Annotated in this window: 18 protein-coding genes; 10 read left to right on the top strand and 8 right to left on the bottom strand. The window is 61.5% G+C overall.

Translation table 11 applies throughout. The features are described from left to right. Positions 1 to 91: 91 nt before the first annotated feature. Complete coding sequence (locus tag HU743_RS26110; protein WP_186652160.1) at positions 92 to 1,165, bottom strand: diguanylate cyclase; 1,074 nt, start codon at positions 1,163 to 1,165, stop codon at positions 92 to 94. Between the two features lie 188 nt (positions 1,166 to 1,353). On the opposite strand from HU743_RS26110, the gene HU743_RS26115 reads away from it, so the two are divergent. From HU743_RS26115 to HU743_RS26145, 7 genes are all read left to right on the top strand, one after another. Beyond that, positions 1,354 to 2,808 carry an NAD(P)/FAD-dependent oxidoreductase gene (locus HU743_RS26115; protein ID WP_186652162.1) on the top strand — a complete coding sequence of 485 codons (1,455 nt, stop codon included), beginning with the start codon at positions 1,354 to 1,356 and terminating at the stop codon, positions 2,806 to 2,808. A gap of 21 nt (positions 2,809 to 2,829) precedes the next feature. Further along, positions 2,830 to 3,756, top strand: a complete 927-nt coding sequence (locus HU743_RS26120; protein ID WP_186638262.1) for an alpha/beta fold hydrolase — start codon at positions 2,830 to 2,832, stop codon at positions 3,754 to 3,756. A gap of 175 nt (positions 3,757 to 3,931) precedes the next feature. Then, positions 3,932 to 5,431, top strand: a complete 1,500-nt coding sequence (gene glcD / locus HU743_RS26125; RefSeq protein WP_186652164.1) for a glycolate oxidase subunit GlcD — start codon at positions 3,932 to 3,934, stop codon at positions 5,429 to 5,431. Further along, positions 5,431 to 6,480 carry a glycolate oxidase subunit GlcE gene (glcE, locus tag HU743_RS26130; protein WP_186652166.1) on the top strand — a complete coding sequence of 350 codons (1,050 nt, stop codon included), beginning with the start codon at positions 5,431 to 5,433 and terminating at the stop codon, positions 6,478 to 6,480. The genes glcD and glcE overlap by 1 nt, the downstream gene beginning before the upstream one ends. 2 nt (positions 6,481 to 6,482) lie before the next feature. Further along, positions 6,483 to 7,703, top strand: a complete 1,221-nt coding sequence (gene glcF / locus HU743_RS26135) for a glycolate oxidase subunit GlcF (protein WP_186652168.1) — start codon at positions 6,483 to 6,485, stop codon at positions 7,701 to 7,703. An 88-nt stretch (positions 7,704 to 7,791) separates the two neighbouring features. Next, on the top strand, positions 7,792 to 9,180 hold the full coding sequence (locus HU743_RS26140) for a VOC family protein (RefSeq protein WP_186652170.1): 1,389 nt from the start codon (positions 7,792 to 7,794) through the stop codon (positions 9,178 to 9,180). Positions 9,181 to 9,624: 444 nt separating this feature from the next. Then, a complete protein-coding gene (locus HU743_RS26145; RefSeq protein ID WP_186652188.1) occupies positions 9,625 to 10,452 on the top strand; it encodes a glycosyltransferase in 828 nt (275 codons plus the stop codon). A gap of 320 nt (positions 10,453 to 10,772) precedes the next feature. Here the strand turns inward: HU743_RS26145 and HU743_RS26150 are convergent, their stop codons facing one another. The 6 genes from HU743_RS26150 to HU743_RS26175 all read right to left on the bottom strand — a co-directional run bounded on the left by HU743_RS26150 (position 10,773) and on the right by HU743_RS26175 (position 16,212). Further along, entirely contained in the window at positions 10,773 to 11,357 is a 585-nt protein-coding gene (locus HU743_RS26150; RefSeq protein ID WP_186652190.1) for a hypothetical protein, read from the bottom strand. Between the two features lie 87 nt (positions 11,358 to 11,444). Next, positions 11,445 to 11,645, bottom strand: a complete 201-nt coding sequence (locus HU743_RS26155) for a hypothetical protein (protein WP_186623723.1) — start codon at positions 11,643 to 11,645, stop codon at positions 11,445 to 11,447. Between the two features lie 11 nt (positions 11,646 to 11,656). Further along, complete coding sequence (locus HU743_RS26160; protein WP_186652172.1) at positions 11,657 to 11,899, bottom strand: hypothetical protein; 243 nt, start codon at positions 11,897 to 11,899, stop codon at positions 11,657 to 11,659. 134 nt (positions 11,900 to 12,033) lie between these two features. Then, on the bottom strand, positions 12,034 to 13,101 hold the full coding sequence (locus HU743_RS26165) for a lipocalin-like domain-containing protein (protein WP_186652174.1): 1,068 nt from the start codon (positions 13,099 to 13,101) through the stop codon (positions 12,034 to 12,036). Next, the gene (locus tag HU743_RS26170) at positions 13,091 to 15,562 is read right to left on the bottom strand and encodes an FtsX-like permease family protein (RefSeq protein ID WP_186652176.1); all 2,472 of its coding nucleotides are present in this window, start codon (positions 15,560 to 15,562) and stop codon (positions 13,091 to 13,093) included. Before HU743_RS26170 ends, HU743_RS26165 begins: the two co-directional genes overlap by 11 nt. Then, positions 15,559 to 16,212: an ABC transporter ATP-binding protein gene (locus tag HU743_RS26175; RefSeq protein ID WP_186652178.1), complete on the bottom strand. Its 654-nt coding sequence runs from the start codon at positions 16,210 to 16,212 to the stop codon at positions 15,559 to 15,561. Before HU743_RS26175 ends, HU743_RS26170 begins: the two co-directional genes overlap by 4 nt. A gap of 137 nt (positions 16,213 to 16,349) precedes the next feature. Here HU743_RS26175 and HU743_RS26180 point away from each other — a divergent pair, with 137 nt between their 5' ends. Then, positions 16,350 to 18,323 (top strand): alkyl sulfatase dimerization domain-containing protein, encoded by a 1,974-nt coding sequence (locus HU743_RS26180; protein ID WP_186652180.1) that lies wholly within the window; start codon positions 16,350 to 16,352, stop codon positions 18,321 to 18,323. A gap of 36 nt (positions 18,324 to 18,359) precedes the next feature. On the opposite strand, the gene HU743_RS26185 is transcribed toward HU743_RS26180, so the two are convergent. Further along, a complete protein-coding gene (locus tag HU743_RS26185; RefSeq protein WP_186652182.1) occupies positions 18,360 to 19,202 on the bottom strand; it encodes an AraC family transcriptional regulator ligand-binding domain-containing protein in 843 nt (280 codons plus the stop codon). 96 nt (positions 19,203 to 19,298) lie between these two features. On the opposite strand from HU743_RS26185, the gene HU743_RS26190 reads away from it, so the two are divergent. Both HU743_RS26190 and HU743_RS26195 read left to right on the top strand, forming a co-directional pair. Continuing rightward, positions 19,299 to 20,219: a LysR family transcriptional regulator gene (locus tag HU743_RS26190; RefSeq protein WP_186652184.1), complete on the top strand. Its 921-nt coding sequence runs from the start codon at positions 19,299 to 19,301 to the stop codon at positions 20,217 to 20,219. A 19-nt stretch (positions 20,220 to 20,238) separates the two neighbouring features. After that, entirely contained in the window at positions 20,239 to 21,258 is a 1,020-nt protein-coding gene (locus tag HU743_RS26195) for a helix-turn-helix domain-containing protein (RefSeq protein WP_346656537.1), read from the top strand. Positions 21,259 to 21,389: the final 131 nt, after the last annotated feature.

Below are 21,389 nucleotides of genomic sequence, written 5' to 3' on the forward strand. Positions count from 1 at the left end.
CGATGACGTTGGGTCAGTCAACATCGATGTTGAACATTAGTCCGCTATCGCGAGCAGGCTCACTCCTACAGTTTTAATCGGCGGTGTCCCTTCAAACCGAATCCAGCACCGCCTGCCGGGGTTTGCTGTCGTTGTTGCAAATCACCCGGTTGCGTCCACTCGCCTTGGCTTCATACAAGGCCTGATCGGCTTCATCGAGCCAGCGTGTGGCGTCGGCATGGCTCGGGTCATACGCAGCCAGGCCGATACTCAAGCTGACCTTTAATGCCGGGCTCTGCTCATACCCCAGAACTGCAAAACGCTCGCGCAAGGCTTCCATGGCCTGAGCGGCGTTGAACAGCGGCAATTCCGGCAGGATCACGCAGAACTCATCCCCGCCGTATCGCCCGGCCACGTCGGTCGCGCGCAGATTCTGCTTGAGCAGTTTACTCAACTGGCGCAACACAATATCCCCGGCGACGTGACCGTAGGTGTCGTTGATCGCCTTGAAATGGTCGATGTCGATCAACGCAATCGCCGCACCCTGCTGCTGGCGTTTGCAGCGCTGAAAGGCGAGATCAAGTTGATCCTTCCACGCACCGTGATTAAGCAGGCCAGTCAGGCTGTCAGTTCGGCTTAACGCCAGCAGCTCGCGTTTATGCCGCCCAAGGGTGTCGGCCTGACGAAAGCAGATCCAGCCCAGCGCCAATGGATACAGCAACAGCAACGGTAAGCAGGCGTAAAGCTGCAACGGAGATGTCGCCGGGATGAACGCCGGCATAAACACCACCAGCCCGACGCCGACGCCCAACAGTTGTGCCGCCGTCCCGGCGAGCAGAAAGCGTCCACCACCGATGGCGACATTGTTCATCGCCATCATCGAAACAGTGGTAGCCGTAGGCAACGGATTGAACTGCATGGCGGCGACCCAGAAGCCGCCCATGAACGCGTCGATCAGCAAATTGCGGTGTTCGGCGCGATACGGAATGCTCGAACGGCCTGCCCATTGAAACGCCAGATGCGGCCAGACCAGGCCGTTGAACAGCATCAGACTCCACACCCACAGCGGCGGATCGAGCGGGTACATCGCCACGCTGACACACATCAGCCCGAGCAGCAGCCCGAACACCCGCGACTTGTACAGCCTCCTTGCCAGTGAAAGTCCCTTTCCTCGCGTATTTCCCATAGGGGCCTCGACCGCGCGATGCAATGGTTACACCCCGACACGGATGTGTTCGGAGTCTATCAGGGTGGAGTTAAATAGCCATCACCGGCCAGCGGCCTGAATAGAGCGCTATCAGCACCGCACACGCGGCCCAGAGTTGGCTATAACTGAAACAGGGAAATGGAAAAACAACTATAAGAAGGGGGTCCATGCACACCTACCATGTGTTGATCATCGGCAGCGGCTTCGGCGGCCAGTGTGCGGCGGTCAACCTGCTCAAGGCCGGGTTCGATGACTTTCGGATACTGGAGCGACGCGAGTTTTTCGGCGGTACCTGGTGCCAGAACACCTACCCCGGCGCAGCGGTGGACGTGCCGTCGCCGCTGTACTCGCTGTCATTCGCGCCCTACCGCTGGTCGCAGATGTTTGCCGGCCAGGCGGAACTGCGGCGCTACACCGAGCAGGTGATCGAGCAGTTCGGCCTGCGTGAACGGGTGGAGCTGCAAGCCGAGGTCGAGCGCGTCGCATGGGACGAGGCGGAAAAACGCTGGGCGGTGCATACCCGCGCCAAGGGCAGCTTTTACGCGCAGTTCCTGATCAATGCCACAGGGCCGTTGAGTCAGCCGGTCATCCCGCGCTTTCCTGGGCAAGATCGCTTTCAGGGCAAGACGTTTCATACAAACCATTGGGATCACAGCTACGACTATCGCGGTAAACGCGTGGCGATTGTCGGCAGCGGCGCCAGCGCGGCGCAGGTCATTCCGGCGATTGCGCCGCAGGTCGAACACCTGCATGTGTTTCAGCGCACACCGCACTGGGTGCTGCCGCGCGCTGATCGCACATTCGGCCGATTCCAACGCTGGCTGCTCGGTTTGAAACCGGCCTATACGCTGCTGCGCTGGCTGATTTACTGGCAGTTCGAGACCCGGGTGATCGCCTTCAAATACTCGAAACCGGCAATTCGTCTGGTGCAACAACAGGCGCTGCGCTTTCTCAAGCGCCAGGTGCCGGACCCGGTGCTGCGACAGAAACTCACCCCTGACTTCACCATCGGCTGCAAACGGGTGCTGGTGTCCAGCACCTATTACCCGGCGCTGAACCGCGCCAACGTTACGCTGCACAGTCGCGAGCAAGGCATCGCCTCGATTGATGAAACCGGGATAAACACCGAGGACGACCGGCACATCGAAGTGGACCTGATCGTTTGGTCGACCGGTTACGACGCCACCGATGGCGTCATTTCCTACCCGGTCAGCGGCAAAAACGCCGTGCAACTCAGAGAGGTCTGGGCCGAATACCCGCGCGCCTATCTGGGTACCAGCCTGCCGGACTTTCCCAACCTGTTTATCGTCACCGGGCCGAACACCGGCATCGGCCACACCTCGGCGCTGTTCATCATCGAATCGCAAATGAACTACATCCTCGACTGCATTCGCACCGTGCAGGCCAAAGGCTTGCGCAGCATCGAAGTGCGCCATGACGCGGAACGTACCTACACTGCAATGATCCACCGGGAAATGCAGCGCACGGTTTGGAAGTCCGGCGGCTGCCACAGTTGGTATCAAAGCAAGAGCGGTCATGTGATCGCCATGTTTCCCGGCTTCAGTTTCAGTTATCACCGGCTGACCCGGGCACTGAAACCGGCCGACCATATTTTCTCTTGAACACGTAAAAGGAAGACGTCGATGCTTTTGCTGTTTGTCGCTCTCGCGGTTTTCCTGGCCTGGAGCTGGTTGAGTTATCCGGCGGTCGGCCACTGGCTGTATGACCTGAGCATGGCGATCGAGGCCAAGTTGTACCAATTGCACAAGATCGAGGTGCCCATCGCCGAGATGAGCGTGTCGACCTGGCAGGGCGGGCCGTATGAAGCGTCGAGCGCGATTCTGATGCTCCACGGCTTCAGCGCCGACAAGAACCTGTGGCTGCGCTGCGCGCGGCATTTCGTCCGCCAGTATCGGGTGATCATTCCGGACCTGGCCGGCCACGGCGAAACCGGCTTCAAGGCCGGCGGCGGCTACGACATCCCGGTTCAGGCCAAGCGCATGATTCAACTGCTCGATGTCTGCGGCGTGGAGAAAGTCCATGTGATCGGCAATTCCATGGGCGGCTACATTGCAGCGTGGCTGGCGGCGACCTATCCGGAGCGGATCGCCTCGGTCGCGCTGATCGACCCGGCTGGCGTCACCGCACCGCAGCCGAGCGACATGGAGCGCCATCTGGCCCGGGGGCACAATCCGTTTCTGATCGATTCCCGCGAGGACTTCCAGCGCTTGTACGCCATGACCATGGAATCGCCTCCGTGGGTGCCGAAACTGGTGCTGGATGCCGTCGCCCAGCGTTACGAGCAGCAACGCGATGAACTCGAAGAGATCTTCCGCGACTTTCACGCCAGCCCGCCGATGGAGCCAAAGCTGCCCGAGATCAAATGCCCGGCGCTGTTGCTGTGGGGGCGCAAGGATCGCTTGATCGACGTCAGCAGCGTGCCGGTCTGGAGCAAGGGCATCGCCAATCTGCGGGTCGATGTCTGGGATCACGTCGGGCACATGCCGATGGTCGAGCAGCCGGGGAATACCGCGCGGCTGTACGAAGAATTTCTGCGAGGTCAAAAATGACAGTGCACCCTGTGGCGAGGGAGCTTGCTCCCGCTGGGCTGCGCAGCAGACCCAATGCCAGCATGTCCAAGCACAAACTTAGCGTTTGCAGGATCAGGGCCGCTTCGCGCCCCAGCGGGAGCAAGCTCCCTCGCCACAGGTGGGTATTTCAGTTCCAGGCAATCGGCGGTTGACCATGAACATCCTTTACGACGAGCGCCTCGACGGACCGCTCCCCGAGGTGAACAAGGCCGAACTGCTCAAGAGCTTGCAGCAGGCGCTGCCGGATCTGGACATTCTGTGGCGCGAGGACGAACTCAAACCCTACGAATGCGACGGACTCTCCGCCTACCGCACCACGCCGATGCTGGTGGTCCTGCCCCGTCGACTCGAGCAGGTGCAGTCCCTGCTCAGGCTCTGTCATGAACATCACATTCCGGTGGTTGCCCGTGGCGCAGGCACCGGTTTGTCCGGTGGCGCCTTGCCCCTGGAAAAAGGCGTGCTGCTGGTCATGGCGCGGTTCAACAACATCCTGCACATCGACCCGGCCGCCCGCACCGCACGGGTCCAGCCAGGGGTGCGCAATCTCGCCATATCCCAGGCCGCCGCGCCGTTCGGGCTGTATTACGCGCCCGACCCGTCCTCGCAGATCGCCTGCTCGATTGGCGGCAATGTCGCGGAAAATGCCGGCGGCGTGCATTGCCTCAAGTACGGTCTGACCGTGCACAACCTGCTGAAAATCGAAGTGCTGACCATCGAAGGCGAGCGCCTGACCTTGGGGTCCGAGGCCCTTGATTCGCCGGGCTTCGACCTGCTCGCACTGTTCACCGGCTCCGAAGGATTGCTGGGGATCATCACCGAAGTCACAGTCAAACTGCTGCCCCGCCCGCAAGTCGCCAAGGTGCTGCTGGGCAGTTTCGATTCGGTGGAAAAAGCCGGCCGCGCGGTCGCCGACATCATCGCCGCCGGGATTATTCCCGGCGGCCTGGAGATGATGGACAACCTCGCCATCCGCGCCGCCGAGGACTTTATCCACGCCGGCTACCCGGTCGATGCCGAGGCCATTCTATTGTGCGAACTCGATGGCGTGGAGGCCGATGTCCACGACGATTGCCAACGGGTGCGCGAAGTCATGGCCCGCGCCGGTGCCAGCGAAGTGCGCCAGGCCCGGGATGAGGCCGAACGCGTGCGGTTCTGGGCCGGGCGCAAAAATGCCTTTCCGGCCATCGGGCGTCTGTCTCCCGATTATTACTGCATGGACGGCACCATCCCGCGCCGCGAATTGCCCGCCGTTTTGCAGGGCATCGCCCGTCTCGGCGAGGAATATGGCTTGCGCGTGGCGAATGTGTTCCATGCCGGTGACGGCAACATGCACCCGCTGATTCTGTTCGATGCCAACCAGCCAGGGGAACTGCATCGCGCCGAGGCGCTGGGTGGCAAGATTCTCGAATTGTGCGTGCAGGTCGGCGGCAGCATTACCGGTGAACACGGAGTGGGCCGAGAGAAAATCAATCAGATGTGCGCGCAATTCAACAGCGATGAGTTGCAGCTGTTCCACGCAGTCAAAGCCGCGTTCGATCCACAAGGCCTGCTCAATCCCGGCAAGAACATCCCGACCCTGCACCGCTGCGCCGAGTTCGGCGCGATGCACATCCATGCCGGGCAACTGCCCTTCCCCGAGCTGGAGCGTTTCTGATGGCCGATCTCGATGCCGCCGACGCCCTGCTTGATCAAGTCAGAACAGCGCTAGCCAATGCCACGCCTATGAAAATCCAGGGTGGCAACAGCAAGGCGTTTCTCGGTCGTGAGGTGGCCGGTGAAGTGCTCGATACCCGCGTGCATCGCGGCATCATGCGTTACGAACCGACCGAACTGGTGGTCACGGCGCGTGCTGGCACACCGTTGTCCGAGCTGCTCGCAACGCTGGACGCCGCCGGGCAGATGTTGCCATGCGAACCACCGTCGTTTACCGACAGCGCCACGGTGGGCGGCATGATCGCCACCGGATTGTCCGGACCACGCCGTCCGTGGTCCGGCTCGGTACGCGATTTTGTGTTGGGCACGCGAGTCATCACCGGCCTCGGCCAGCATTTGCGCTTCGGCGGCGAGGTGATGAAAAACGTCGCCGGTTATGACCTGTCGCGGCTGCTGACCGGCAGTTTCGGTTGCCTCGGCGTATTGACCGAAGTGTCGCTGAAAGTGCTGCCCAAACCTCGCCATTGCCTGAGCATCTGCCTCGATATCGACTGTGCCCGCGCCTTGAGCAAACTTGCCGAATGGGGTCAGCAGCCGCTGCCGATCAGCGCCGCATGTCACGACGGGCGCAGCCTGTATTTGCGGCTGGAGGGTGGCGAAGGTTCAGTGGCAGCGGCGCATCAACGCCTCGGTGGCGAGCCGCTGGACTCGTCTTTCTGGGGCGATCTGAACGAGCAGCGCTTGAGCTTTTTCGATGAAGGCTTGCCAATGTGGCGGCTGTCATTGCCGAACAATCTCGGCCCGCTCGACCTGCCTGGCGCGCAACTGATCGACTGGGCCGGTGCACAACGCTGGCTGAAATCCGAGCGCAGCGACATTCACGCGCTCGCCCACTCCTTCGGCGGTCACGCGACGTGCTTCACGCATGGCGCCATCGACTCACCGTTTCAGCCACTGGCGCCGACGCTGCTGCGCTATCACCGACAACTCAAGGCACAACTCGACCCGCAAGGGCTGTTCAATCCCGGACGGATGTACGCCGAGGTCTGACCATGCAAACCACACTCAGCGAGCAATCACGCCAGTTGCCCCGCGCCGCCGAAGCGGAAAAGATCCTGCGCACTTGCGTGCATTGCGGGTTCTGCAACGCGACGTGCCCGACCTATCAGTTGCTCGGTGATGAACTCGATGGCCCGCGCGGGCGTATTTATCTGATCAAGCAAGTGCTCGAAGGCGCGCCGGCCACCGAGCAGACGCAACTGCATCTGGACCGCTGCCTGTCGTGCCGCAATTGCGAAACCACCTGCCCGTCCGGCGTCGATTATCACAACCTGCTCGACATTGGCCGCGCGGTGGTCGATCACGCGGTGCCGCGCCCGCCGGCCCAGCGTCTGCTCCGTGAAGGCTTGCGCGCATTGGCACCGAATCCGCGGTTGTTCAAAGGTTTGCTGCGAATGGGCGCGACGTTCCGCCCGCTGCTGCCGCGCTTGCTTGAAGATAAACTGCCGCAGCACTCGCCGGCGGCGGGTTCGCGCCCTACCCCCCGGCATGCCCGCCGCGTCTTGCTGCTGGAAGGTTGCGTCCAACCGGGCCTGTCGCCGAACACCAACGCCGCAACCGCACGGGTCCTCGATCGCCTGGGAATCAGCGTCACGCCAGTGCCCGAAGCCGGTTGTTGCGGGGCGCTGGACTATCACCTTGATGCGCAGGCCAGAGGCCTCGACCGCGCCCGACAGAACATCGACGCGTGGTGGCCGCATGTGCAGAGCGGCGCCGAAGCCATCGTCCAGACCGCCAGCGGCTGCGGCGCATTCATCAAGGACTACGGGCATTTGCTGGCGAACGATCCGGCTTATGCCAACAAGGCGCAACAGATCAGCGAACGCAGCGTCGATCTGGTGCAGATCCTCGCGCAGGAACCGCTGGAGCAGATCTGCGCCGCCACTGAGCGTCGTATCGCCGTGCATTGCCCCTGCACGTTGCAGCATGCACTGAAACTTGGCGGTGCGGTGGAAGCCGTGCTGACTCGTCTGGGTTTCAACCTTACGCCGGTGCCGGACGGCCACCTGTGCTGCGGCTCGGCAGGCACTTACTCGCTGACCCAACCGGTATTGGCCAGGCAGTTGCGCGACAACCGCCTGAATGCCTTGGAAAGCGGCGATCCGGAGCTGATCGTTACCGCCAACATCGGCTGCCAAAGCCATTTGGCCAGCGCCGGCCGCACGCCGGTTTTGCACTGGATCGAATTGGTGGATCAGTCGTTGGCAGAATGAAGTTCGTAGGATTCTTCGTTTGCCCGCGTGGGCGAAGGCTGCGATCTTTTCCGTCACTCATTCCGTGACCGTGCCAGGAATTTTTTTCATGACCGTGCAGCCGTTCATCAGTCCCGACTTGATCCGCCAGCGCTTCTCCCGAGCGATGTCCGACATGTACCGCGAGGAGGTGCCGCTGTATGGCGCGCTGATGGCGCTGGTCGAGCAGACCAACCGTGACGTGCTTGAACGCCAACCCCACTTGGTCGAACACTTGCGCAGCACGGGCGAAATCGAGCGGCTGGACATGGAGCGCCACGGCGCTATCCGCGTTGGCACGGCAAGCGAACTGGCTACCCTCGCCCGCCTGTTCGCAGTGATGGGCATGCAGCCCGTGGGCTACTACGACCTGACCCCGGCGGGTGTGCCGGTGCATTCCACAGCGTTCCGTGCGGTGCATGAAGCGGCGCTGCGGATCAGCCCTTTTCGGGTCTTTACCTCGTTGCTGCGCCTGGAACTGATTGAAGATCCTGAAGTGCGTGAATTCGCCGAATCGGTGTTGGCCCGACGGTCGATTTTTACCGAAGGGGCATTACGGCTGATTACCCAGGCGGAAACGGCGGGCGGCCTGAATGAAGCTGAAGCCGCAGAATTCGTCTTACAGGCACTGGAGACTTTTCGCTGGCACCACAGCGCCACGGTCACGGCCACGCAGTACCAGACCCTCAGCGCCCAGCATCGCTTGATTGCCGATGTCGTCGCGTTCAAAGGCCCGCATATCAATCACCTGACACCGCGCACCCTGGACATTGACATCGTTCAGACGCAGATGCCGGCCCATGGTATTACTCCAAAAGCGGTCATCGAAGGCCCGCCGCGGCGCAACTGCCCGATCCTGCTGCGCCAGACCAGTTTCAAAGCGCTGGACGAGCCGATCGCTTTTACTGATCAGAACCAGACTCGCGGTAGCCACAGCGCACGTTTCGGCGAGATCGAACAACGCGGAGCGGCGCTGACGCCCAAGGGCCGAGCGCTGTATGACCGCTTGCTGAATGCCGCTCGCGAAGAACTCGGCGACTTTCCCAACGAAGCCAACGCCGCACGCTACAACGCGCTGATGACTCAGCACTTTGCCGAATTTCCTGACAGTCTCGACGGCATGCGCGAACAGGGACTGGCGTATTTTCGTTATTTCGCCACAAAAAAGGGGCTGGCCGCTGCGGGACTCGGAGAAACATCACTGCAAGATTTACTGCGCGACGGCTACGTGAAAGCCGAACCATTGGTGTACGAAGATTTCCTTCCGGTCAGTGCGGCAGGGATTTTTCAGTCGAACCTGGGCGACGCCGCCCAAGCGCACTATGGCGAGCATTCCAATCGCCAGGCTTTTGAACAGGCGCTGGGGCGTTCGACCATAGATGAGCTGGGGTTGTATGCCGAAGCGCAGCAGCGCTCGATCAAGGAGTGCGCCGAAGCGCTACGGATTAATCTGACCTGAACTCCCACAGGTTTCGGGGCTGAACGAAAATTCGGAGCAAACCACACATCCCCTGTAGGAGTGAGCCTGCTCGCGATAGCGGTTTACCAGCCGCCAATGATTCACCTGCACGGACGCCTTCGCGAGCAGGCTCACTCCTACAGGTTTTTGCGGTGAACCCGGGCTTCCGGGCAACCTATATTCCCTGTGGGAGCGAGCCTGCTCGCGAAGCAAACACCTCGGTCCCGGCCAATGACCAACTGCGCAAGAAGTTGCGCAGTTGGTCGTAATATTTCGGGGGTAAAGGCTCTGGCACACACGGTGCTTTTACGACACCGGGTTGCAGCGTTGAATACTTCCCGCTTGCCCGGTCAACCCCACAAATTAAGCTTCACCTAAGCTTCCCCCGCTAGCATCCCGGCCCATGAACCCTGTCGTCTTGAGCCGTAGATGAGTCCCTCCGACATGAAAGCCTTTGATCTACCCACCCAGCCGCAACCCAACTTCAGCCTCGTCCTGGTCAATTACAAAACCGCAGACATCACCCGCATGTGCCTGGAGTTACTACGCGAGCACGTGCAGGCGCAACGGATTCCGGTGTGGGTGGTGGACAACGATTCGGCGGATGACAGCCTCGATTACTTGCGTTCGCTGGACTGGATCAACCTGATCGAGCGTCCTTCGCCGGGCAAGGAAGAGGGTCATATTGCCCATGGCAAGGCGCTGGATCTGGCATTGGAGAAAGTCGAGACCGATTACTTGTTTCTTCTGCACACCGACACGTTTGTGTATGACATGGAAGTGTTCGCAATGATGATGCGCGAATGTACGAAAACTGCAGACATGGCGGCCGTTGGTTGTGTCGAGCAACTTGATCGTGGATGGCTGCGTGATACGTGGCGTTTAACTTCGCGATTCTGCAAGCACCATGTTCGACGGGTAAAACTGCAATGGGGCCTGCGTTCCAAACAACCACGACCTTATAAAGAAACTCATTTGAAAAGTTTCTGCACGTTGTGGAATGCGCGTTTGATGAAATCGCAAGGTCTGCACTTTTGCATGGACGATCGGGTGCCGGGCTATACCTTGCAGGATCGAATGGTCGATTTGGGCTACGGCATCAAATTTCTCTCGCCACGAAAAATTTTTTGCTACCTGGATCACATCCAGGCCGGCACCGTCGCGGCGGCGGGTACCTACGGCAAGGATCACCGCCGTACAAAGATGTATCAGGCGACCCTCAAGCGGGTGCAGGGACAGCAGGGCAAGTCCGGCATGCACGCGTCGATTTGATATCCAGTAACAAAAAAGGGCGACTTTCGAGTCGCCCTTTTTGTTCTCAAATTTTGTATACATCTGCCGCCAAGGAGGTGTTCGCCCAGTGTAATGGCCTGGCAATCCATGCACCGGTAAAGAGCCCTGACACTGGGCGAACGGCAGGGATTTTAATGGATATTGGCCAATATGTCGCATGCCCGAACATGAAATTTACGAACTGAAAAGTTAAAAACTGTGTTCGTCGATATTTACCGGGAAACTTCTGACAGATACTTTTATATGATTGTTCTCATACATGACGTTGTACAAGAACAATCATATTGTAGAGCTAATGCTCAACTATCATGCTGACTGGTCACTTTCAGGATATCGGTGTAAGTGACAATAACGCTCTGCCCTACTTTCAAATCTTTCAGCCTGGCTTGGATTTCAGGCTTCTTTACGTCGAGCGTCTTCGATTGTCCGGACGGGTTTTCGAGGGTGACCTGATGAGTCTTCAAATCAATTTTGCTGATTTTAAGTTGCACCTGAACCTGACGGTAAGCCTCGCCACCGGGGTTGTCGCTACCCGGTGCCTTGCGCAGTTCGCCGGTGCGCTCGGTGGTGCCCGGCAGACCTTTATCCACGTCGGTGTCCAGATACGCAGCGACGGAACGCTGGACCTCGATCTTGACCAGATCGCCCACCTTGAGATTGCCCAGGTTTTTCGCCTTGTCGGAGAGCTGAACGTGAACCTGGCGGCCTTCTGGCCCTTCAAGCACCACCTGATGCTTGGCCGGGTCGACAGCAAGCACTTTGGTGGTAACGGCATCGGCTTCAATGGTGGCCGACAGCGGAATGTCGGCGGCCCAGACGCCGAAGCTGGCAGTAGAAAGGAGCGTAGCGAGGGTGATGGCCTTGGCCAGTGCGTCGAGCTTCATAAGCATTACTTTCCCTGTGATGAAAATGGCAGCGCCCGCCGCCGAATCGATTTCAGCGGTGGGCGTGCCAGTGAGCATAGACGCTGTTCAGGGCTTGACTTGGGTTTGTGGCCCGCGGGTGTGTGGCGACGCAGTTTCCTGGGCGGTGGATTCACCACTCGGTGTGCCCTTGCCGCCGCTCTGGCGCTGCTTGGGATCGGTCGGGCGCAAGGCGTCATTGTCGCGTTCGGTTTCGCCGGCCGGGCGAGGTTCGTCGGGGTTGTCGTTCGGGCTCACGGTTTTGTTCATGGGGAGGGTCCTCAGGCTTCGGGGTCGTCCAGTTCACGGGCGACGTTGACCTCGGGTGAATGCTTGTGCAGATCATCGGCTTTGGCGCGTAACAGTTGCCATTGCTCAAGGTCGATGGCGCCTTGGCCAAGCAGGTCGTCGGCGATGCGTTGCAGGTCGAGATAGTGCGCGTCGGGGGAGTCCTGCCAGTAGGCTTGATCGTCGAACAGCCGTTGCCAGGAGTTGAGGTCTGGGGGTTGCAGGTCGTCGCTCATGGCTGGGTCCGGAAATGGGTGGTTTGCGGGTAGAGCCTCTTTTGGGAGAGAGAGTTCCGGGCGGTTGAGTAAGCGGTGGAGCAACTGGCGTCTTCGCGAGCAGGCTCGCTCCCACAGGGAAGCGGCGTCAGCCGTCAATAACCGGTCATTTCCAGATAGCCTTGGCCGGGGTGGCTGCCGCTGATTTTCACCGGGCCCTCCCAGTACGGAATGCGCAGATTCATCCAGGCGTTGCGGTTGAGTGCATCGACGCTGATGGTGAAGTGTTTGTCGGGAATGTCGATCGTCCACTTCACCGGCATCGGGCGACCGGCGACCTTGGCGGTGTCTTGCGGGGTGAGAGTAATTTGCTCGCTGCGCAGGGTTTCGATCTGCCCGTCGGCAGCGATCCAGGTGCCGGTGAGATACGGCGCACCGTCCTTCTGGCGCATGCGATACAGCATCACGTGTTCGCCGCTGTCCAGGTGCAGGGAAAACCAGTCCCAGCCAGTCTGGTTGGCGGTCAGCGGCTGGCTGCTCCATTCGCGGTCGAGCCACGCCGGGCCGCTGACGGTGTAGGTCTGGCCGTCAATTTGCAGTGTGCCGTTGGCGTGGAAGAACGGCTGACTGTAGTAATACGAGGCCTGACCCTCTTCGGATTTCTGACTGAAGCCCTTGTCGCCCTGCAGCACCAGCGGACGGCTGGAGGTGAGCCGCAGTTGATAGCTGAAGGCCTTGTCACGCGCGCTGAGCTGCATCTCGCTCAACGGGTCCGGCGCTTGGCTGGCAAACCGCCAATCGTCGATCCACGCTTCGAACGGCGCCAGTTGCACCCCGGCCTGCCCTACGCCGCCACGGGCGTACCGTTCGGCGGCGTGATGCACCGCGCCGGAGGTGACCGCCGCGTGTCCCAGCCAGACGGTCTGACTGCCCCACCCGGTTTGCTCCGTTCCCGGTTTGAGGGCGCTGCGAAACAGCGTCCATTGCACACCGAAATCGTGGCCCTGCTGGTCTTTGAGGTTGGCGGTGACGTACCACCATTCGATGCGAAAACCATCATGCGCGCCGTGATCGGCGGGGAAACTGAACACCCGACCGGGCACCACCGGGGTGAAGGATTGCGCCTGATCGCCCATGCCGGCGAAGCCTTTCTGCTCGGGTGCCGGTTGATCGCAGCCGCCCAGCAACAGCGCGATTATCAGCGCGACGCGCTTAATCCTCATGGGCAAAAGTCCTCAGCAAGTCCGCCGGTTGCGTGCGGTACAACGAATACAGCGGCCATGCCGAAGCCAGCAAAGTGGCCAGCAAGGCCAGGCCCATCAGTTGCATAAGCTGCAACGGGAATACCCGCAACGGCAGACGCCAGCCAAACGCCTGCACATTGATCACCGCATCCAGGCACCACGCCAGCGCGATCCCCAGGGGCAGCGCCAACACCAGCGTCAACACCGCCAGCAACCAGGTCTGGCCAAGGTTGAGCAGCATCAACTGCTTGCGCGTTACGCCCAACGCCCACAGGGGTGCGAGTTGGCCGAGGCGGCTCTGGCTCTGCGTCAACAGACTGATGAATAGCGCGACCCCTGCCACCGCAAGGGTCAGGCTGTTCAGCGCCGCCGTGGCCGCAAAGGTGCGTTCGAAAACCTGCACCGACCAGCCCTTGAGTTGCGCCTGATCGACGATGCGGCTGTCATCGAGTTCAAAGCGTGCCTGCAAGGCCTTCAGCAACGTTGGAATATTCGACGGATCGATACGCAGATTGAAGCGATTCGGCGTCAGCTGCGGCCAGCCGCGCAGCAGGTGATGGCTACTGATCAGCACATGCCCCTTGGGATTGCCATAATCGGCGTAGATGCCGACGATGCGCGGCGACCATGTGCCGTTGGGCGTGGGAATCGTCAGATGCTCGCCCGCGCGCAATTTCAGGCGCCGGGCCAGTTGCTCGCTGAGCATCACCGCATCATCCGTCGCCAGTTTCCTCCAGGGATCGCCCCCGCTGCTGTCGAGCAGCGGCCAGTGCTGGCGATAGTGCGGATGATCAATGATGCCGTAGACATCCGCCGGCCAGCCTTGCAGCGTCACCGAGACTTGCCAGTTGGGCAGCACTGCCTGCACGTTCGGTTGCTGCTGCAACCAGCTGTGCATTTCGCGGGCCTGCGCCGGGTTGGCGGGATTGATGTACAACTCGGCGCTCAGGCGTTGTTCGAGCCAGTCATTGAAGGTCTGGCGGAAACCGGCGGTCATGCTGCCCGCGCCGATGTTGGCAGCGAGTGCCAACAGCAGCGCCATCAAGGCCAGACTCAGGGCCGGCAATTGCTGGCGGCAGTCGGCAAGAAACCATTGCCCCAGCACCGAGCGACTGCGCCCGAGCAAAGGGTTCAGCAGCGCACTGAGCAGCACCGGCAGGGCCAGCGCGGCGCCGAGCAACAGCCCCGCCATCAGGACGAAACCGCTGCTCAGGCTGTCACCCCAGATCAGCGCCAGCAACGCAACGGCCAACAACACCGCGGCCAGCCAACCCTGCCGACGCAACCAGCGCGCGTATTGCTGATGCCACGCCTGCGGATCAGCCACCGCCAGTAACGGCAGACGCGCCGCCCGCAGCAGGCTGTTGGCCCCGGCCAGCAACGCGCCGAGCAGGCTCAATCCGATGCCGCTGAACCACCACCAGGGACTCAACCGCAACTGCCCCGCCACCTCTGCGCCGTAAAGGCCGCGCAGGCTGGCGGCGACATCCGGGAGCAAGACGCTGGCCAGCCAATAGCCGCTGATCACACCGAACAGCCCGCCAATCAGCGCCAGCATTCCCAACTCGATGGTCAGGCAGCCGATCAGCATTCGCGCACTGACGCCGCAGGCGCGCAAGGTCCGCAGCAAGCCCCGGCGCTGCTCCAGCGCAAGGCCGATGGCCGCGTGGACAATGAATAAGCCGACCACGAAGGAGAGAAATCCCAAGGCATCCAGATTGAGGTGAAAGCTCTCGGTCAACCGCGCCAGATTGTTTTCCTCGCCGCTGCTTTTGAGTTGCAACTGAGCGCTAAGGTGCGCCGGCAATTCACCGTGAAAATCCTTGGGCAGCAACAACCGTGAGAGTTGCCCCGGTTGTTCGAGCAGGGCCTGCGCCACGCCGATGTCGACCAGCAACAGGCCCGGCGCCATGTCTTTTTGCGCCAGCAGTGGAGGCAGGTTCTGGCCGCCTGCGGTTGGCGGCGTATCGCCCTCGCGCAAACCGAGCATCTGCAAGGTCTCGGGGGAAATCCAGGTACTGCCCGGCGGCGTGAAGAATTCGACGACTCGCTCGATCGGCATCGCCTGCCCGGCCACAGCCGAATCCGCCGGCAGCGACACCGGTTCAATGCCCATTAGCTGCAGACGCTGGTCTTCGTGCCCCTTGAGCTGCAAGCGGCCCTGCAACACCGGCGAGACCGGCCAGCCTTGTCGGCGCAGTTCGATGAACCAGCGCTGGGGGAACAGCGCACCGTTCGGCGTACTGAGACTGGCCTGAGGTTCGCCGCCGATCATCTGGCTGGCCCGCGCATAGCTGTCGCGCGCCTGACTGTTCAACGCCTCGACACCGGTCAACAGGCTGGTCGCCAGCCACAATCCAGTCAGCACACTGAAAAATTGCACCGGATGGCGCCGCCAGTGGCTCAGCAGCGCGCGGAGTGTCTGGCGCAGCACTCTCACGCCAGCCGCCCGTTGGTCAATACCAGCCGTTGCGCCAAGCGGGCCGCGACACGTTGACTGTGAGTGACCATCAGCAAGGTCGTCGGCGTGTCGTCGAGCAGTTCGAGCAACAAGCGCAGCACTTCATCACTGGTCGCTTCATCGAGGCTGCCGGTCGGTTCATCGGCCAGCAGCAATTTCGGCTGCGACGCCAGCGCCCGGCCCAGCGCGACCCGTTGCTGCTGGCCGCCGGAGAGTTGTTCAGGATAGCGCTTGAGCAAATCCGTCAGCCCCAGGCGCTGCACCAGATGCGCCTGCCAGCGCGGCTCGTGACGCCCGGCCAGATGCGCCTGAAACGCCAGATTGTCCTCGACGCGCAGACTGCCGATCAGGTTGAACTGCTGAAACACCAGGCCGATTTCCGTGCGCCGCCAGTTCGCCAGTTGCGCTTCGTTCATTTCTTCAAGCCGATGCTCGCCGCTGCGAATGCTGCCGCGGTCGACCTTGTCGAGACCCGCAATCAGATGCAACAAGGTGCTTTTGCCACTGCCCGATTCCCCCATCAGCGCCAGGCTGCTGCCGGCTTGCAGGGTCAGGTCGACACCTTGCAGCACGGGCAACGGCCCCTGCGGCGTGGCATAGCTTTTGAAAACGTCGCGAACCTCAAGCATGAGCAAACCCGATCAATGGACCTGGCCCTAGGATAGCGGCCCTGAATGGTTTTTGTCCGCTGACGATCAACGCCGTCCATGCACGCTGCTCTACCCTGCGAGGTGTCCGAGCCATAACGATAACAACCGGAGACACCATGCCCCGTTTCAGTTTGAGCCCTCGCGGCCTGTTGACCTGCCTGATCACCGCCAGCCTGAGCCAGGCGGTATTCGCCAGCGACGGGCCGGTTACGCCCAGCACACAAACCGCCACCCGCAACGCCGCCGTTCTGCAAACCCTGCCCTTCAGCGACCGCACCGATTTCGAGTCGGTCAGCAAAGGCCTGATCGCCCCGTTCAAAGGCCAGATCAAGGATGCCGCCGGCAAGGTTATCTGGAACACCCACGCTTACGATTTTCTCGCCAGCAACAAGGCGCCAGCCTCGGTCAACCCGAGCCTGTGGCGACTGGCGCAACTCAACGCCCACGCCGGTTTGTTCGAAGTCAGCCCGAAGCTGTATCAGGTGCGCGGCCTCGATCTGGCCAACATGACCATCATCGAGGGTGACGACGGGCTGATCATCATCGACCCGCTGACCATGGCCGAAACGGCCAGGGCCGCGCTGGATCTGTACTACGCCAACCGCCCGCACAAACCGGTGGTCGCGGTGATTTACAGCCATACCCATGTTGACCATTTTGGTGGGGTGCGCGGGGTGATCGACGAGGCGGACGTCAAGGCCGGCAAGGTCAAGGTATACGCACCGGTCGGTTTCATGGAACACGTGATGAGCGAGAACGTCATGGCCGGCAACGCCATGAGTCGCCGCGCGCAATATCAGTTCGGCAGCCTGTTGCCGCGCAGCGAAAAGGGTCAGGTCGATGCCGGCCTGGGCAAGAGCGCGCCCAGCGGAGGAACAGTCACGCTTATCCCGCCCACCGATCTGATCGCCGAGCCGCTGGAAACCCGCACCATCGCCGGCCTGCAAGTCGAATTTCAACTGACCCCGGGCACCGAAGCGCCGGCGGAAATGAACCTGTATCTGCCAGAACTGAAAGCGCTGTGCATGGCTGAAAACGCCACGCAGATGATGCACAACATTCTCACCCCGCGTGGCGCGCAAGTGCGCGATGCCAAGGCCTGGTCGCAATACCTGGACGCCAGCCTGGTGCGCTACGGCGACAAGGCCGACGTGCTGTTCGCCCAGCACAACTGGCCGACCTGGGGCGGCGAGCGGATTCGTACTTTGCTCGCCGATCAGCGCGACATGTACGCGTTCATCAATGACCGTACCTTGCACCTGCTCAACCAGGGCCTGACGCCGCTGGAAATTGCCGACGCGATCAAGAAGCTGCCGGGCGCGCTCGACCAGAAGTGGTACACCCGCGGCTACTATGGTTCGCTGAGTTTCAATACCCGCGCGGTGTATCAGCGCTACATGGGTTTCTATGACGGCAACCCGGCCAACCTCGACCCGCTGCCGCCAGAAGATACGGCCAAACGCACTGTCGAGGCCATGGGTGGCGGCGGCGCCGTGCTGGAGAAAATTCGCATTGCCATCGCCAGCGCGGATTATCGCTGGGCCGCACAACTGGGCAACCAACTGCTGTTCGCCGAGCCGGACAATGCCAACGCGCGCAAGGCCCAGGCCGAGGCGCTGGAGCAAATGGGTTATCAGAGCGAGAACGCCACCTGGCGCAACATGTACCTGACCGGCGCCATGGAACTGCGCAACGGTGTGCCGCCGCAATCGGCCAACACCGTGTCGGTGGACATGGTCCGGGCGATGAGCCCCGAGATGTTCTTCGATTACCTGGCGGTGCGCCTGGACAGCGACAAAGCCGTCGCCCATGACCTGACCCTGAACTGGACATTCGAAGATGTGCAAAAGGATTTCAACCTGACCCTGCGCAACGGCGTGTTGACGCACCGGGCCGGGCTGAATCCGACGGCCGAGGCCGGTGTCAGCCTGAGCCGCGATACGCTGGAAAAGATCAGCCTCAAGCAGCTGGATTTCCCGACGGCGATGCAAAAAGGGCTGGTCAAATTGCAGGGCAACGGCCAGAAGTTTGCGCTGTTGATGGGCAGCCTCGATACGTTCGGGCCGCAATTCAATATCGTCACGCCTTGAGCCGCGCCCCTTGCCGAAAGGCCGGGGCAGCCGCCCTTACACGGGATGCAGGCGGAACTGCTTCGGGGTGATCCCGAACTGCTTGCGAAATGCGCGAATAAAGTTGCTCGGCTGACGGTAGCCGAGCCGTTCGGCAATCCGTTCGATCGGTTGATCGCCCGCCGTCAGCCAGTGCCGCGCCAGCGTCAGGCTGTCGTGGCGCGCGGGTTCAGCGCTGGCGGCGTGCCAATGGCGCAGCATGCTCTGGTGCACGAACGGGTTGGCGCCGATCAACACCGCATCGAGGCTTGCACGGTGCAACGTCAGGCACAGGTGCGAACCCTGTTCGATGGCAATTCCCGCCTCGCGCAGCCAGGCCCCGGCCGCCTGCGCCGGGCCCAGGGCGACGCGGCTGAACACCTGCGCCGGCTCCTTGCCCAGCCGTGCGGCGATGTTGCGAACCAAGGCGATCGTCGCCGCATCTTGCGCAAAATGATGAATCGGCCCCTGCAACGGGCGCAGGTGCAAATGGGCGAAGTCGGCTGACTCCTGCAGATCGACCGCGACGTAATTGATCACCCTTGGCAGGCACCTGATCAAGCAGTCGAGGCTGGCGCGCAAGGTCGCCGCCGAGTCGAGCAGAATGTTCAGGCCTTGTAGGCTGTCGGTCGTCATCCCGCTCACCAGTTCACAACCAAATGTCCGTTTCGCCCCTGCCAATTCGCACGCGTGCCACAGGCGCTCGACCGCCTCTGCGGCGATGGTCTGTGACTGATCAGCGAGCCTCGAAGGGCAGATTGCGGCCCGTGCCAGCAACGTCTGCGGGCATAAACCGGACTGCCGGGCATGGCTGACAATCGTGCGGGTAAAGGCACTGGAAGCGAAGAGAGGATGGGACATGGCGGCGGTCATCGACAGACAGGCGTGTACTTATGCCAGCCGACGTGCTATCGATCCAATGCATTAAAAGTATCCGCAAAATGCAGGAGACGCATGATGGACCTTCGCCAGCTTCGGCACCTGATTGCCCTCGCCGACTGCCGCAACTTTGGCCGCGCCGCCGAAGCGAGCAACCTCAGCCAGCCGGCCTTCAGTCGCAGTATCCAGACCCTGGAGCGCGACCTCGACTGTGTGCTGGTCGAACGCAGCAGCCGCGAATTTCGCCTCACCGGACAAGGCGAACTGGTGTTGCAACATGCGCGGCGCCTGCTGGCCGGCAGTCAGGCCCTGCACAACGAACTGACGCAATACAACGGCCTCACCGGCGGCGAACTGCAATTTGGCTGCGGCCCCTATCCCGCGCAGGTGCTGGTGCCGGAAGCGCTGGCCGCCTTCATTCAGGCGCACCCAGCGATTCACACGCGCTTTCATCAGGGCGACTGGCAGCAATTGTCATTGTGGTTGCGTGAGCAGCAGATCGAATTTTTTGTGGCGGATGCGCGTCACTTCGTCAACGATCCGCAGTATCAGGTGCAACGACTGCGCACGCGTCCAGGACGCTTTTTCTGCCGCGCCGGCCACCCGCTCACCGCGCAGACGAACCTGCCATTGCGCGCCCTGCTCGATTACCCGATTGTCGGCACGCGCATTCCGCCGATGATCCGTAAAGTCCTCGCCGACATCCTCGGTGAGGCGGACTTCAATCCCAGCGTCGAATGCGCGCAGTTCGACGCGATCCAGCGCGTGGTGCTGCGCTCCGATGCGGTGGGTCTGGCAACGCTGGAAGCCCTGCGCGAACAGCTCGATCAGGGCTTGATCGCGCTGCTCGAATTCGTCGACATCCCCCACGACGACCCAGCCTTGCAACTGGGTTACGGCATCGTCAACCGGGCCGGCTATTCCCTGACGCCAGCGGCGCGGGCAATGATCGAGGCGATCCTGACGGTGGACCAACGCCTGCTCGCGGCCAACTGCTGACTTTATGACTCGTGCTGACATGACCGACCTCTCGCCACCACCCGCCAATGCCTTTTACGCACCGACCTTACTGCCGGCCATCGAAGAGCTGCTCGCACGAGGCATTGCGCAGAGCAGCATTGAAGCGCAACTGCATCGCAGCCTGTTCGATTTGCGCACGCCGTTCATGCGCATTCCGCTGGTGCAGTCGCGGCGGTTCTGGGCTTTTGCGGTGGAACACAGCGCCGACCCGCTGGTGGGTCTGGCGGCCGGCCAGCGCTTCGTTTCCACGGCCACCAACGGATTGACGTATCTGTTCGATGTCGCTGTGTCGCTGGACCGTGCCTGCGCTTTTTTTGTGGAGTTTTTTCCGTTCTTCAACGGCCATTTCACTGCGCAGGTCGTGCGCGATGACGCCGGTGTCGCGTTGCGTCTGCTTGAGGTCGGCACGCTTCGTGCGCCCGCTGCGCTCATCGATTACATCCTGGTCAGCCTGTGCAACCTGCTGCGCCGCAAATTGCTGGCCAGCGGTCTTGGCCGTGATCCGGTGTTGGGTGTGGCGCTGGTGTCGGCCAGCAGCGCAGAACATGAGCGGGTTTTTCGCGCCCCCGTATACGGCGGACAAGTGCACCCGACGATCCATCTCGATCCGCAGCTGTTCACGGTGCCACTGACGCCGGGCAATCAGGCGCTGGAAACAACTCTGGTCGACCTGCTGGAACAGACCCGGCGTCACAGTGAAGCGACATTGCTGGAGCAGCTCAGCGATTATCTGATCGCTGACCTGGCTACCGCTGACTGGAAACAATTCTGCGCCACCCGGCACTTGCTCGAACGCACCGCCGCCCGGCGCTTGAAGGCATTGGGCTGGACGTTCACCGAACTGCTTGATGACTACCGACGCTACCGCGCCGAAGATCTGTTGCAGGCTGGAGTGCTGGAGTTGGTTGAGGTGGCGGATCGGCTGGGTTACAGCGATGTGCAGAGTTTCAATCGAGCGTGTTCGCGTTGGTTGGGGTGTGCGCCGGGGGTGTATCGGACTCGCTTTTGCAGGGGTTGAGATTTTCGCCGCCGGCGCAGGCGCCTTCGCGAGCAGGCTCGCTCCCACAGGGACTGCGGTTGTCCACAAATTTTTGTGTCAGCAGCGGACAATGTGGGAGCTGGCTTGCCAGCGAAGAGGCCAGTCGCCTC

The sequence above is a fragment of the Pseudomonas sp. SWRI99 genome (assembly GCF_014270125.1).
Lineage (GTDB): Bacteria > Pseudomonadota > Gammaproteobacteria > Pseudomonadales > Pseudomonadaceae > Aquipseudomonas > Aquipseudomonas hamedanensis.